General features: G+C 64.2%; 25 protein-coding genes. All 25 read left to right on the top strand.

What is annotated here, in order from left to right; genetic code table 11:
• A partial coding sequence (locus GGR71_RS19005; protein WP_184452213.1) for an EF-Tu C-terminal domain-related protein occupies nt 1-480 on the top strand: 480 nt, incomplete at its 5' end.
• Between the two features lie 477 nt (nt 481-957).
• Nucleotides 958-1269 carry a 30S ribosomal protein S10 gene (gene rpsJ / locus GGR71_RS19000; protein ID WP_010341589.1) on the top strand — a complete coding sequence of 104 codons (312 nt, stop codon included), beginning with the start codon at nt 958-960 and terminating at the stop codon, nt 1267-1269.
• 11 nt (nt 1270-1280) lie between these two features.
• A complete protein-coding gene (gene rplC / locus GGR71_RS18995; RefSeq protein ID WP_010341590.1) occupies nt 1281-1931 on the top strand; it encodes a 50S ribosomal protein L3 in 651 nt (216 codons plus the stop codon).
• A gap of 12 nt (nt 1932-1943) precedes the next feature.
• Nucleotides 1944-2549, top strand: coding sequence for a 50S ribosomal protein L4 (gene rplD / locus GGR71_RS18990; RefSeq protein WP_048490092.1), 606 nt, complete (start codon nt 1944-1946; stop codon nt 2547-2549).
• Complete coding sequence (rplW, locus tag GGR71_RS18985; RefSeq protein WP_010341592.1) at nt 2546-2845, top strand: 50S ribosomal protein L23; 300 nt, start codon at nt 2546-2548, stop codon at nt 2843-2845. Before rplD ends, rplW begins: the two co-directional genes overlap by 4 nt.
• A 10-nt stretch (nt 2846-2855) precedes the next feature.
• A complete protein-coding gene (gene rplB / locus GGR71_RS18980) occupies nt 2856-3683 on the top strand; it encodes a 50S ribosomal protein L2 (RefSeq protein ID WP_010341593.1) in 828 nt (275 codons plus the stop codon).
• Nucleotides 3684-3689: 6 nt separating this feature from the next.
• A complete protein-coding gene (rpsS, locus tag GGR71_RS18975; RefSeq protein WP_003470666.1) occupies nt 3690-3959 on the top strand; it encodes a 30S ribosomal protein S19 in 270 nt (89 codons plus the stop codon).
• Between the two features lie 12 nt (nt 3960-3971).
• Nucleotides 3972-4307, top strand: coding sequence for a 50S ribosomal protein L22 (gene rplV / locus GGR71_RS18970; RefSeq protein ID WP_003470663.1), 336 nt, complete (start codon nt 3972-3974; stop codon nt 4305-4307).
• A gap of 17 nt (nt 4308-4324) precedes the next feature.
• Complete coding sequence (gene rpsC, locus GGR71_RS18965; RefSeq protein ID WP_010341595.1) at nt 4325-5059, top strand: 30S ribosomal protein S3; 735 nt, start codon at nt 4325-4327, stop codon at nt 5057-5059.
• A 5-nt stretch (nt 5060-5064) separates the two neighbouring features.
• Nucleotides 5065-5478, top strand: a complete 414-nt coding sequence (gene rplP, locus GGR71_RS18960) for a 50S ribosomal protein L16 (RefSeq protein ID WP_003470657.1) — start codon at nt 5065-5067, stop codon at nt 5476-5478.
• A complete protein-coding gene (gene rpmC / locus GGR71_RS18955) occupies nt 5478-5663 on the top strand; it encodes a 50S ribosomal protein L29 (RefSeq protein ID WP_010341597.1) in 186 nt (61 codons plus the stop codon). The genes rplP and rpmC overlap by 1 nt, the downstream gene beginning before the upstream one ends.
• A gap of 11 nt (nt 5664-5674) precedes the next feature.
• Entirely contained in the window at nt 5675-5944 is a 270-nt protein-coding gene (gene rpsQ / locus GGR71_RS18950) for a 30S ribosomal protein S17 (protein ID WP_010341599.1), read from the top strand.
• Between the two features lie 14 nt (nt 5945-5958).
• On the top strand, nt 5959-6327 hold the full coding sequence (gene rplN, locus GGR71_RS18945; protein ID WP_003486699.1) for a 50S ribosomal protein L14: 369 nt from the start codon (nt 5959-5961) through the stop codon (nt 6325-6327).
• Between the two features lie 15 nt (nt 6328-6342).
• Nucleotides 6343-6660 (top strand): 50S ribosomal protein L24, encoded by a 318-nt coding sequence (gene rplX / locus GGR71_RS18940; protein ID WP_010341604.1) that lies wholly within the window; start codon nt 6343-6345, stop codon nt 6658-6660.
• 11 nt (nt 6661-6671) lie between these two features.
• Nucleotides 6672-7214 carry a 50S ribosomal protein L5 gene (gene rplE, locus GGR71_RS18935; protein WP_010341606.1) on the top strand — a complete coding sequence of 181 codons (543 nt, stop codon included), beginning with the start codon at nt 6672-6674 and terminating at the stop codon, nt 7212-7214.
• 108 nt (nt 7215-7322) lie between these two features.
• Nucleotides 7323-7628 carry a 30S ribosomal protein S14 gene (gene rpsN, locus GGR71_RS18930; RefSeq protein ID WP_010341607.1) on the top strand — a complete coding sequence of 102 codons (306 nt, stop codon included), beginning with the start codon at nt 7323-7325 and terminating at the stop codon, nt 7626-7628.
• 254 nt (nt 7629-7882) lie between these two features.
• Nucleotides 7883-8281, top strand: coding sequence for a 30S ribosomal protein S8 (gene rpsH, locus GGR71_RS18925; RefSeq protein ID WP_010340446.1), 399 nt, complete (start codon nt 7883-7885; stop codon nt 8279-8281).
• A gap of 16 nt (nt 8282-8297) precedes the next feature.
• Entirely contained in the window at nt 8298-8825 is a 528-nt protein-coding gene (gene rplF, locus GGR71_RS18920; protein ID WP_048490052.1) for a 50S ribosomal protein L6, read from the top strand.
• A gap of 91 nt (nt 8826-8916) precedes the next feature.
• Nucleotides 8917-9276 carry a 50S ribosomal protein L18 gene (gene rplR, locus GGR71_RS18915; RefSeq protein WP_160959226.1) on the top strand — a complete coding sequence of 120 codons (360 nt, stop codon included), beginning with the start codon at nt 8917-8919 and terminating at the stop codon, nt 9274-9276.
• Between the two features lie 155 nt (nt 9277-9431).
• Nucleotides 9432-9977, top strand: coding sequence for a 30S ribosomal protein S5 (gene rpsE, locus GGR71_RS18910; protein WP_010340449.1), 546 nt, complete (start codon nt 9432-9434; stop codon nt 9975-9977).
• Nucleotides 9970-10161 carry a 50S ribosomal protein L30 gene (rpmD, locus tag GGR71_RS18905; RefSeq protein ID WP_010340450.1) on the top strand — a complete coding sequence of 64 codons (192 nt, stop codon included), beginning with the start codon at nt 9970-9972 and terminating at the stop codon, nt 10159-10161. The genes rpsE and rpmD overlap by 8 nt, the downstream gene beginning before the upstream one ends.
• 6 nt (nt 10162-10167) lie before the next feature.
• On the top strand, nt 10168-10611 hold the full coding sequence (gene rplO, locus GGR71_RS18900; RefSeq protein ID WP_160959228.1) for a 50S ribosomal protein L15: 444 nt from the start codon (nt 10168-10170) through the stop codon (nt 10609-10611).
• Nucleotides 10612-10618: 7 nt separating this feature from the next.
• Complete coding sequence (gene secY / locus GGR71_RS18895; RefSeq protein WP_048490054.1) at nt 10619-11989, top strand: preprotein translocase subunit SecY; 1371 nt, start codon at nt 10619-10621, stop codon at nt 11987-11989.
• Nucleotides 11990-12329: 340 nt separating this feature from the next.
• Nucleotides 12330-12686, top strand: coding sequence for a 30S ribosomal protein S13 (gene rpsM, locus GGR71_RS18890; RefSeq protein ID WP_010340453.1), 357 nt, complete (start codon nt 12330-12332; stop codon nt 12684-12686).
• A gap of 9 nt (nt 12687-12695) precedes the next feature.
• The gene (gene rpsK, locus GGR71_RS18885; protein WP_003470632.1) at nt 12696-13088 is read left to right on the top strand and encodes a 30S ribosomal protein S11; all 393 of its coding nucleotides are present in this window, start codon (nt 12696-12698) and stop codon (nt 13086-13088) included.
• Nucleotides 13089-13101: the final 13 nt, after the last annotated feature.

Here is a 13101-nt window from a genome sequence, read left to right as displayed (position 1 = left end):
ATCATCAAGGTGGGCGACGAAATCGAAATCGTCGGCATCCGTGCGACGCAGAAGACCACCGTGACCGGCGTGGAAATGTTCCGCAAGCTGCTGGACCAGGGCCAGGCGGGCGACAACGCGGGCCTGCTGCTGCGCGGCACCAAGCGTGACGACGTGGAGCGCGGCCAGGTGCTGTGCAAGCCGGGTTCGATCAAGCCGCACACCGACTTCGAAGCCGAAGTGTACGTGCTGTCGAAGGACGAGGGCGGCCGTCACACCCCGTTCTTCAAGGGCTACCGTCCGCAGTTCTACTTCCGCACCACCGACATCACCGGTGCGGTGCAGCTGCCGGAAGGCGTGGAGATGGTGATGCCGGGCGATAACGTCAAGATGGTGGTGACGCTGATCAACCCGGTGGCGATGGACGAAGGCCTGCGCTTCGCGATCCGCGAAGGTGGCCGTACCGTCGGCGCCGGCGTGGTGGCCAAGATCATCAAGTAATGCCCTCCGGCGGCGAAAGCCGCCGGCTGGACTGGCCAGCGACTGTGGTCGCCGGCATCGCGAAGGGTCGGCGCAAGCCGGCCCTTCGTCGTTTCCGGGCATGCGAATGTTCTGGCGATTTGTTGCCGCGGGGTGTTGCGGAGGCGTGAAGTCGTCGCTATAATGCGCGGCTCGGCGTTCCTGGGTAGGGCGCCGGCAAGACAGCGAAAAGAGAGGCAGGACGCCGCTCGTGTTCGCAGGACCGGGAAGGTCGCGTCGCATGGAGCACTCAACAGCCGCGGGTTGTTGACGCTGCTCTAGCTGCGCATTATACTTTTCCGTCTGGGCAGGCCGGGTCGACTGGTCTGCCTCAGTTTTTGGGGCGGAAGGAATGCCCCCGCCGAGCCGGATGCTCTGCGGTACGACTATCAGGAAACAACCGGGGCAGGTATCCCAGAGGCCTTGCCCGTCGCTCTTTTAACGAAGGAACCCACCGTCATGGCGGACCAAAAGATCCGGATTCGGCTGAAGGCGTTCGATCATCGTTTGATCGACCGTTCGGCCAGCGAGATCGTCGAGACGGCCAAGCGGACCGGCGCGCAAGTGCGTGGCCCGATCCCGCTGCCGACCAAGATCGAACGCTACACCATCCTCGTTTCCCCGCACGTCGACAAGGACGCGCGTGACCAGTACGAGACCCGCACGCACAAGCGCGTGCTCGACATCGTCGACCCCAACGACAAGACCGTGGACGCGCTGATGAAGCTCGAGCTCGCGGCTGGCGTCGATGTCCAGATCAAGTTGACCTGAGGACTACGACCATGACGAAGAAGTATTCGTTGGGCTTCGTGGGCCGCAAGGCCGGCATGAGCCGCGTCTTCACCGAAGACGGCCGCTCCATCCCGGTCACCCTGATCGAAGCGACCCCGAACCGCATCACCCAGCTCAAGACCGTCGAAGCCGACGGCTACAGCGCCGTGCAGATCACCGTGGGCGCCCGTCGCGCCGCGCTGGTCAACAAGCCGGCGTCCGGCCATTTCGCCAAGGCGAAGGTCGAAGCGGGTCGCGGCCTGTGGGAGTTCCGCGTCGAGGACGCGCAGCTGGGCGAGTTCGCCGTCGGCGGCGAAATCAAGGCGGACATCTTCGCCGTCGGCCAGAAGGTCGATGTGCAGGGCGTCACCAAGGGTAAGGGCTTCCAGGGCACCATCAAGCGGCACAACTTCCGCATGGGCGATGCCACCCACGGTAACTCGCTGTCGCATCGCGCGCCGGGTTCGCTGGGTCAGCGCCAGACCCCGGGTCGCGTTTTCCCGGGCAAGAAGATGTCCGGCCACATGGGCGCGGTGCAGCAGAGCACGCAGAATCTGGAAGTGGTCAAGGTCGACGTCGAGCGTGGCCTGATCGCCATTCGCGGCGCTGTGCCTGGCGCTGCCGGTGGCGACGTGATCGTGCGTCCGGCTAGCAAGGCATAAGGAGAGATGACGATGGAACTCGTTATCACGGGTAGCAACAACAAGGTCTCGGTCTCCGACGCCGTGTTCGGCCGCGATTTCAGCGAGGATCTGGTCCACCAGGTCGTCGTCGCCTATCGCAACGCCGGCCGCGCCGGCACCAAGGCGCAGAAGACGCGTTCGGAAGTCAACGGCACCACCAAGAAGTCGAAGAAGCAGAAGGGCGGTGGCGCTCGCCACGGCGCGCTGACCGCTCCGATCTTCGTTGGCGGTGGCGTGACCTTCGCGGCCAAGCCGCGCAGCTTCGAGCAGAAGGTCAACCGCAAGATGTACCGCGCGGCCATCTGCGCGATCCTCTCGGAACTGAACCGCCAGGGCCGCCTGATGGTCGTCGACGCGTTCGACGTCGAGGCCAGCAAGACCAAGGGCCTGATCGAGAAGCTGAAGGGTCTGGAAGTGGGCAAGCGCCCGCTGATCGTGACCGAAGAAGCGTCCGAGCATCTGTACCTGTCCGCCCGCAACCTTCCCTACGTGGAAGTGCGCGACGTGCAGGGCCTGGATCCGGTGTCGCTGGTCGGGGCCGACACGGTCGTGATCACCGCCGATGCGGTCAAGAAGGTCGAGGAGTGGCTGGCATGAGCAGCAACGAAAAAATCTTCAGCGTGCTGCGCGCTCCGCGTGTCTCCGAAAAGACCGCGCGCCTGCAGGAACTCTCCAATCAGTACGTCTTCGAGATTTCGAACGAAGCCACCAAGGCCGATGTCAAGGCCGCGGTCGAGCAGCTGTTCGACGTCAAGGTCGAGTCGGTCAACGTGTTGAACGTCAAGGGCAAGAACAAGTCCTTCCGTTCGCGCAGCGGTCGTCGCGGCGATTGGCGCAAGGCGTACGTGCGTCTGGCCGAAGGCCAGTCCATCGACGTAACGGCCAAGGCCTGAGGTACATCCCATGCCATTGATGAAATTCAAGCCCACCTCCGCAGGCCGTCGTTCGGCCGTGCGCGTGGTCACGCCCGATCTGCACAAGGGCGCCCCGCACGCTGCACTGGTGGAAAAGCAGAGCAAGTCCGGTGGTCGTAACCACCACGGCCGTATCACCACCCGCCACGTCGGCGGTGGCCACAAGCAGCACTACCGCGTCATCGACTTCAAGCGCAACAAGGAAGGTATCCCGGCGCGCGTGGAGCGGATCGAATACGATCCCAACCGCACCGCCCATATCGCCCTGCTGTGCTACGCCGACGGCGAGCGCCGCTACATCATCGCGCCGAAGGGCCTGAAGGCCGGCGACCAGGTGATCGCGGGTTCGGATGCGCCGATCAAGACCGGCAACACCCTGCCGCTGCGCAACATCCCGGTGGGTACCACCGTCCACGGGATCGAGCTGAAGCCGGGCAAGGGCGCGCAGATCGCGCGTGCCGCCGGCGCCGCAGTGCAGCTGGTCGCGCGTGAAGGCATCTACGCCACCCTGCGTCTGCGCTCCGGCGAAATGCGCAAGGTGCCGTCCGAGTGCCGCGCCACCATCGGCGAAGTCGGCAACGACGAGCACAACCTCGAGAAGCTGGGCAAGGCGGGCGCCAAGCGCTGGCGCGGCGTGCGTCCGACCGTTCGCGGTGCGGCCATGAACCCGGTCGACCACCCGCACGGTGGTGGCGAGGCGAAGGCCGGTCAGGGTAATCCGCATCCGGTCACCCCGTGGGGTGTCCCGACCAAGGGTTACAAGACGCGCCATAACAAGCGCACCGAACAATTCATCGTCCGCGATCGTAGGGGCTAATCGACCATGGCACGTTCACTCAAGAAGGGCCCGTTCGTCGATCACCACCTCGTCAAGAAGGTGGAGGCCGCGGCCGGCAGCAAGCGTCCGATCAAGACCTGGTCGCGACGTTCGATGATCCTGCCGGAGATGGTGGGTTTCACCATCGCCGTGCATAACGGCAAGAACCACGTTCCGGTGCTGGTCAACGAGAACATGGTCGGCCACAAGCTCGGCGAATTTGCCGTCACCCGGACCTTCAAGGGTCACGGTGGCGACAAGAAGTCGAGCCGGTAAGGAGAGATGACGATGGAAGCGAAAGCAATCCTGCGCACCGCGCGCATCTCCCCGCAGAAGGCCCGCCTGGTCGCTGACCAGGTGCGCGGTCTTTCCGCCGAGCGGGCGGTCAACCTGCTGAAGTTCTCGGACAAGAAGGCTGCCCACCTGATCAAGAAGGTGGTGGAGTCGGCGATCGCCAATGCCGAGAACAATCAAGGCGCGGATGTCGACGAGCTGAAGGTCAAGACCATCATGGTTGATGAAGGTCCGACCCTGAAGCGTTTCATGGCGCGGGCGAAAGGCCGCGGTACCCGCATCCTCAAGCGCACCAGCCACATCACTGTGGTTGTGGGCGCCGCCAAGTAAGCGGAAAGGAAAAGACGATGGGTCATAAAGTTCATCCGATCGGAATCCGCCTGGGTATCGCCAAGGACTGGAATTCCAAGTGGTACGCCAACAAGGCCGAGTTCGCCGGTTACCTGGCAGCCGACCTCAAGGTCCGCGAAATGCTGCGCAAGAAGCTGGCGCAGGCGGGCATCAGCAAGATCCTGATCGAGCGTCCGGCCAAGACCGCGCGCGTGACGATCCACACCGCCCGTCCGGGCGTGGTGATCGGCAAGCGCGGTGAGGACATCGAGAAGCTGCGCAAGGAAGTGAGCGAGATGATGGGCGTCCCCGCCCACATCAACGTCACCGAAGTGCGCAAGCCGGAGCTGGACGCGCAGCTGGTCGCCGAGTCGATCGCGCAGCAGCTGGAGCGTCGCATCATGTTCCGCCGCGCGATGAAGCGCTCGGTCGGCAACGCGATGCGCCTGGGTGCCCTGGGCATCAAGGTCAACGTCGCCGGCCGTCTGAACGGTGCGGAAATCGCCCGTTCCGAGTGGTACCGCGAGGGCCGCGTGCCGCTGCACACGCTGCGTGCCGACATCGACTATGGCTTCGCTGAAGCCAAGACGACCTACGGCATCATCGGCATCAAGGTCTGGATCTACAAGGGCGAGATCTTCGATTTCTCCCAGGTTGGCCAGGAAAAGCAGGACGATTCCCCGCGCAACGATCGTAACGATCGCGGCGACCGTGGCGACCGTCCGTCGCGTCCGGCCCGTGAAGCGAGGTAACGGCAATGTTGCAACCCAAGCGAACCAAATACCGCAAGATGCACAAGGGTCGTAACGACGGCCTGGCGTGGAGCGGAAACGCCGTCAGCTTCGGCGAGTACGGGCTGAAGGCCACGGCGCACGGTCAGCTGACCGCGCGCCAGATCGAAGCGGCGCGCCGCTCGATCAGCCGCTACGTCAAGCGCGGCGGCAAGATGTGGATCCGCGTGTTCCCGGACAAGCCGATCACCAAGAAGCCGATCGAAGTGCGAATGGGCTCCGGTAAGGGTAACGTCGAGTACTGGGTCGCGCAGATCCAGCCCGGTCGCATGATCTATGAAATCGAAGGCGTCGGCGAAGATGTCGCGCGCGAGGCGTTCCGCCTGGCCGCTGCCAAGCTTTCGGTGACCACCACCTTCGTGACCCGGACGGTACGCTGATGGACATCAAACAACTCCGCGAGAAGTCGGCCGACGATCTGAAGGCCCACCTGACCGATCTGCGCAAGGAGCAGTTCGCCCTGCGCATGCAGCAGGTCACCGGGCAGCTGCCGAAGACTCACGAAACCCGCCGGGTGCGCCGCGAGATCGCTCGCGTCAAGCACCTGCTCGGCAGCACGAAGTAAGGATGGCCGCGATGAGCGACAATAACGAAAGCAAGACGCTGCGCACGGTCGAAGGCCGTGTGGTCAGCAACAAAATGGACAAGACCGTCACCGTGCTGGTGGAGCGTCAGGTCAAGCATGCGCTGTACGGCAAGTACATCAAGCGCTCGACCAAGCTCCACGCCCACGACGCCGACAACGCCTGCAACGAAGGCGATGTCGTGCGCGTGACCGAGATTGCGCCGATGTCCAAGACCAAGAACTGGCGGGTGGTGGAAATCGTCACCCGCGCGGCCGAATAAGGGAGATCTGAATCATGATCCAGATGCAGAGCTACCTCGACGTCGCCGACAATTCCGGTGCCAAGGAAGTGATGTGCATCAAGGTGCTCGGCGGCTCCAAGCGCCGCTACGCGCACATTGGCGACATCATCAAGGTCACCGTCAAGGACGCGATCCCGCGCGGCAAGGTCAAGAAGGGCGAAGTCTACGACGCCGTCGTCGTGCGTACCCGCAAGGGTGTGCGTCGTCCGGACGGTTCGTTGATCCGCTTCGATGGCAACGCCGCGGTGTTGCTCAACAACAAGCAGGAGCCGATCGGTACGCGCATCTTCGGGCCTGTGACCCGCGAGCTGCGTTCCGAGAAGTTCATGAAGATCGTCTCGCTCGCTCCCGAAGTGCTGTGAGCGGAGGACATACACATGGCTAACCGTATCAAGAAGGGCGACCAGGTCGTCGTCACCACCGGCAAGGACAAGGGCAAGCAGGGCGAAGTCGTCCGCGTCGACGGCGACCGCGTGGTCGTCTCCAACGCGAACATCGTCAAGCGCCACACCAAGCCGAACCCGCAGGCGGGCGTCGCCGGCGGCGTGGTCGAGCGCGAAGCGTCGATCCATATTTCCAACGTGGCGATCCTCAACCCGGCGACGGGCAAGGGCGACCGCGTTGGCTTCAAGGTGCTGGAGGATGGACGCAAACTGCGTGTGTTCCGCTCCAGCGGTGAGGCGCTCGACGCCTGAGGAATGACACAATGACTTCCCGTCTCGAAAAGATCTACAAGGAAGAAGTGGTACCGGCTCTGATGAAGAAGTTCGGTTACACCAATCCGATGGAAGTGCCGAAGCTGGTCAAGGTCACGCTGAACATGGGCGTGGGCGAGGCCGCGACGAACAAGAAGATCCTGGAAAACGCCGTCGCCGACATGGCCAAGGTCTCCGGCCAGAAGCCGGTGGTGACCAAGTCGCGCATCTCGGTGGCCTCGTTCAAGATCCGCGATGGCTGGCCGATCGGCTGCAAGACCACGCTGCGTCGCGCCAAGATGTACGAGTTCCTGGACCGCCTGATCAACATCTCGCTGCCGCGCGTGCGCGACTTCCGTGGTGTCTCGGGGCGTTCGTTCGACGGCCGCGGCAACTTCAACATGGGTGTGAAGGAGCAGATCATCTTCCCGGAAATCGACTTCGACGCCGTCGACGCGATCCGCGGTATGGATATCGCCATCACCACCACCGCCAAGACCGACGCCGAAGCCAAGGCGCTGCTCGAAGCGTTCAAGTTCCCGTTCCGTAACTGATTGACGCCGGGATTCGGGATTCGGGATTCGGGATGGATGGGCGTCATGCCCGCCACCCCGGTTTCCGCAGATCTCAAATCCCCAATCTCGAATCCCGAGGATTTACAGATGGCAAAGACCTCCATGGTCAACCGCGACATCAAGCGCAAGAAGCTGGCGAAGAAATTCGCCGACAAGCGTGATGCGCTGAAGAAGATCATCGCCTCCGGCACCGCCTCGTACGACGAGAAGGCCGAGGCCGTGACCAAGCTGCAGAAGCTGCCGCGCGATTCGTCGCCGAGCCGCCAGCGCACCCGTTGCGAACTGTCCGGCCGCCCGCGTGGCGTGTACGGCAAGTTCGGCCTGGGTCGCAACATGCTGCGCAAGGCGACCATGAACGGTGACGTTCCGGGTCTGCGCAAGGCCAGCTGGTAATTCCAGCGGCGCCGGTCCCGTTCGCGGGGCCGGGCAGGGCGGCTTAGCCGCCCACGTGTCGTTCAGACAACGAGTCCGACGCAAGTCGGACTTTTTGTCGTATACTCCCGCTCCTTGCCTCGCGGCAGGGACGGGTATGGCAGCCGCCGCGGGTTCCTCCGGCGGCTGCGCACTGCACCCCCTGCATCATTCCACCGCTCCACCACACAAGATTTTCGCGAAAGCGGATATCGGTGCACTCAAAGGTAGACACCATGAGCATGACTGATCCCATCGCCGACCTGCTGGTCCGCATCAAGAATGCGGCCGCGGTTGGCAAGCCGACGGTGAAGATGCCGTCCTCCAAGATCAAGGTTGCGATCGCGGAAGTGCTGAAGGCCGAAGGCTACATCAGCGATCTGCGCGTCAACGCGATCGAGAACAACAAGTCCGAACTGGAAATCGTGCTGAAGTATTTCGAGGGCCGTCCGGTCATCGATACGCTCAAGCGCGTGTCGCGTTCGGGTCTGCGCCAGTATCGCGGCAAGACCGAGCTGCCGAAGGTTCTCGGCGGTCTGGGCGTTGCCATCATTTCCACGTCCAAGGGCATCATGACCGATGCGCAGGCCCGTCAGGCCGGCGTCGGTGGCGAAGTCCTGTGCTTCGTGGCCTAAGGGAAGGAGCACTCACATGTCCCGCGTAGCCAAGAAGCCGATCTCCCTCCCGAAGGGCGTCGAACTCACCGTCCAGGCCGATCAGGTCAGCGTCAAGGGCCCGAAGGGCACCCTGTCGCTGCCGAAGCCGGCCGGCGTCGAAATCAAGCAGGAAAACGGAGTCGCCACGCTGTCGGCGAACGATCCGTCGCACATCGCCATCACCGGCACCGTCCGCGCCATCCTGGCGAACATGGTGCAGGGCGTGTCCGCGGGCTTCGAGCGCAAGCTCGAGCTGGTGGGCGTCGGCTACCGCGCCACGATGCAGGGCAAGGACCTGAGCCTAGCGCTCGGTTTCTCGCACCCGATCGTGTTCGTCGCGCCGGAGGGCATCACCCTGACTGCGCCGACGCAGACCGAGATCCTGGTGCAGGGCGCCGACAAGCAGCGCGTCGGCGAAGTCGCAGCCAAGATCCGCGGTTTCCGTCCGCCGGAGCCCTACAAGGGCAAGGGTGTGAAGTACGCCGGTGAAGCCATCATTCGCAAGGAAGCCAAGAAGGCGTAATGCAGGTCCTTCTGCGAGGAGTTCGGCCATCCATGGCCGGACTCTTCAATGCAAAAGCCTGTTCTCCTTCAGCTTCCCTAGGACACATACCATGAGCATCAACAAGAACATCGCCCGCCTGCGTCGCGCCAAGTCCACCCGCGCCCACATCCGTGAGCTCGGCGTCGCCCGCCTGTCGGTGCTGCGCACCGGTCAGCACCTGTACGCGCAGGTCTTCACCGCCGACGGCTCCAAGGTCCTCGCTGCGGCGAACACCCTGCAGGCCGACGTCAAGGACGGCCTGAAGAACGGCAAGAACAGCGACGCCGCCACCAAGGTCGGCAAGCTGATCGCCGAGCGCGCCAAGGCTGCGGGCGTCGAGAAGGTCGCCTTCGACCGCTCGGGCTACCGCTACCACGGCCGCATCAAGGCGCTGGCCGACGCCGCGCGCGAAGGCGGCCTGCAGTTCTGATCCTTGCGGGCGCGGCGATGCCGCGCCCGTCCCGCCGATGCGGGTCGCATCGGACCTTGGCGCGCCTTCTGCGCGCGTCCGGGGAACACGGCTCCAGACCACAACCACAAGCGGCAACGAAGCCGTAAATCTTTTCCTCTATCAAGGGCATCACAATGGCTGAAGAACAGCGTGCACCGCGGGGTCGTGATCGCGACCGCAACCGCGAAGAGAAAGTCGACGACGGCATGATCGAGAAGCTGGTCGCGGTCAACCGCGTCAGCAAGACGGTCAAGGGCGGTCGCCAGTTCACCTTCACCGCGCTGACCGTGGTCGGCGACGGCAACGGCAAGATCGGCTTCGGTTACGGCAAGGCGCGCGAAGTGCCGGTCGCGATCCAGAAGTCGATGGAGTATGCGCGCAAGGGCATGCTCAACATCGATCTGAACAACGGCACCCTGTGGCACCCGGTGAAGTCCGGCCACGGCGCGGCGCGCGTGTTCATGATGCCGGCGTCGGAAGGTACCGGCGTGATCGCCGGCGGCGCGATGCGTGCCGTGCTGGAAGCGGTGGGCGTGAAGAACGTGCTGGCCAAGGCCGTCGGTTCGCGCAACCCGATCAACCTGGTGCGCGCCACCCTGCGCGGCCTGGAAGACATGCAGTCGCCGGCCCGCATCGCGGCCAAGCGCGGCAAGAAGGTGGAGGATCTGACCCATGGCTAATGAATCCACCAAGACCGTCAAGGTGCGCCTGGTGCGCGGCCTGCGTGGCACCCAGTCGCGTCACCGCCTGTCGGTGCGTGCCCTGGGCCTGAACAAGCTCAACGATGTGCGCGAACTGAAGGACAGCCCGCAAGTGCGCGGCCTGATCAACAAGGTTCAGTACCTCGTCCAGGTTGAGGAGTAATCGACCATGACTTTGCATCTGAATGATCTGAAGCCCGCGCCGGGCGCGCGCACCGAGCGCACCCGCGTCGGTCGCGGCATCGGCTCCGGCCTGGGCAAGACCGCTGGCCGCGGCCACAAGGGTTCGTTCGCGCGCAAGGGCGGCGGCAAGATCAAGGCCGGCTTCGAAGGCGGCCAGACCCCCATGCAGCGTCGTCTGCCGAAGATCGGCTTCCGTTCGAAGATGGCCAAGGACACTGCCGAAGTGCTGTCCTACCAGCTCGACAACCTGCCGGCGGGCGAGATCGATTTCGCCGCGCTGCGCGCCGCGAAGCTGGTCCCGAGCACCGCGAGGAAGGCCAAGGTGGTCCTGAAGGGCGAACTGACCAAGAAGTTCGTGCTGAAGGGCGTCGCCGCGACCGCCGGTGCCAAGGCGGCAATCGAAGCTGCCGGCGGCAGCGTGCAGGAGTAACACGCAGATGGCGCAGGCTGGCATGGGTAACCTCGGCGGCGGGCTCGGCAAGTTCACGGAACTTCGCCAGCGCCTGTTGTTCGTTCTCGGCGCATTGATCGTCTATCGCATCGGCTGCTATGTGCCGGTGCCGGGCGTCAATCCCGAAGCCATGCTTGCGCTGATGCAGGCGCAGGGCGGCGGCATCGTGGACATGTTCAACATGTTCTCGGGCGGCGCCCTGCACCGTTTCAGCATCTTCGCGCTGAACGTGATGCCGTACATCTCGGCATCGATCGTGATCCAGCTGGCCACGCACATCTTTCCGTCGCTGAAGGCGATGCAGAAGGAAGGCGAGTCGGGCCGGCGCAAGATCACCCAGTATTCGCGCATCGGCGCGGTGCTGCTGGCGGTGGTGCAGGGCGGCAGTATCGCCCTGGCGCTGCAGAACCAGACCGCACCGGGCGGCGCGCCGGTGGTGTATGCCCCCGGCATGGGCTTCGTGCTCACCGCGGTGATCGCGTTGACCGCGGGCACCATCTTCCTGATGTGGGTCGGCGAGCAGGTCACCGAGCGCGGCATCGGCAACGGCGTCTCGCTGATCATCTTCGCCGGCATCGTCGCCGGCCTGCCAGCGGCGGCGATCCAGACCGTGGAGGCCTTCCGCGACGGCAACATGAGCTTCATCGCGCTGCTGTTGATCGTGCTGACCATCCTCGCCTTCACCCTGTTCGTGGTGTTCGTCGAGCGCGGACAACGACGGATCACGGTGAACTACGCGCGCCGCCAGGGTGGCCGCAATGCGTACATGAACCAGACCTCGTTCCTGCCGCTGAAGCTCAACATGGCCGGCGTGATTCCGCCGATCTTCGCCTCGAGCATCCTCGCCTTCCCGGCGACGCTGTCGATGTGGTCGGGCCAGGCCGCCTCCAACAGCACCTTCGGCAGCGTGCTGCAGCGCATCGCCAATGCGCTCGGCCCCGGCGAGCCGGTGCACATGATCGTGTTCGCCGCGCTGATCATCGGTTTCGCGTTCTTCTACACGGCGCTGGTGTTCAACTCGCAGGAAACCGCGGACAACCTGAAGAAGTCCGGCGCGCTGATCCCGGGCATCCGTCCGGGCAAGGCCACCGCCGACTACGTCGACGGCGTGCTGACCCGCCTGACCGCGGCCGGCTCGGTGTACCTGGTGATCGTGTGTCTGCTGCCGGAAGTGATGCGCGCCCAGCTCGGCACCTCGTTCCACTTCGGCGGCACCTCGCTGCTGATCGCGGTCGTGGTGGTGATGGACTTCATCGCGCAGATCCAGGCGCACCTGATGTCGCACCAGTACGAAAGCCTGTTGAAGAAGGCCAACCTCAAGGGCGGCTCGCGCGGCGGCGGTTTTGCCCGCGGTTGATTGCTATACTGTTTGAATCCTTCCGCGAAGACGCCCCCGGTTCCCGGGCGCAGTCTTCCGACTTGAAGGGCGGCTCGCGCAGCGGTCTCGTGCGCGGGTGAGACGTGGTGGTCCTGCGCTGGAGTAGCGCGGGCGGCAGGGCGGAGGTTTCTCCCTGCCAACGACGTCCGGCGCCGGAGCATGGGCACACTCCCCATGCCGGGCTTGCGGAACCTTGCGGTTCCGCGGGCTTCCATGTAACCCGAGACCTTGCTAGACTTACAAGTTCACTTTTTGATCCATCCTGCCGGATGGCGCCGTGGTGCGCCGTCGGGCCATCACTCAGTTGGAGAACCGCGTCATGGCGCGTATTGCAGGCGTCAACCTGCCAGCCCAGAAGCACGTCTGGGTCGGGTTGCAAAGCATCTACGGCATCGGCCGTACCCGTTCGAAGAAGGTCTGCGAAGCCGCAGGCGTGACCTCGACCACCAAGATCCGCGACCTGTCCGAGCCGGAAATCGAGCGCCTGCGTCTCGAAGTCGGCAAGTACATCGTCGAAGGCGACCTGCGTCGCGAAATCGGCATCGCCATCAAGCGACTGATGGACCTGGGCTGCTACCGCGGCCTGCGTCACCGTCGTGGCCTGCCCCTGCGCGGTCAGCGCACCCGTACCAACGCCCGCACCCGCAAGGGTCCGCGCAAGGCGATCAAGAAGTAAGGGACCGACATGGCTAAGCCCGCAGCAGCAAAGACCAAGAAGAAGATCAAGCGCGTCGTCACCGACGGTGTCGCCCACGTCCACGCTTCGTTCAACAACACCATCGTGACTATCACCGACCGTCAGGGCAATGCGTTGTCCTGGGCGACCTCCGGTGGCGCCGGTTTCCGCGGTTCGCGCAAGTCCACGCCGTTCGCGGCGCAGGTGGCCGCCGAGAAGGCCGGGCGCGCTGCGCTCGACTACGGCGTGAAGTCGCTGGAAGTGCGCATCAAGGGCCCGGGTCCGGGTCGCGAGTCCGCCGTCCGTTCGTTGAACAACGTCGGATACAAGATCACCAACATCATCGACGTGACGCCGATCCCGCACAACGGGTGCCGTCCGCCGAAGAAGCGTCGCGTCTAAAGGAGCGATAAGA

Source organism: Xanthomonas sp. F1, assembly GCF_014199855.1.
This window is presented reverse-complemented; position numbering and strand designations above follow the sequence as displayed.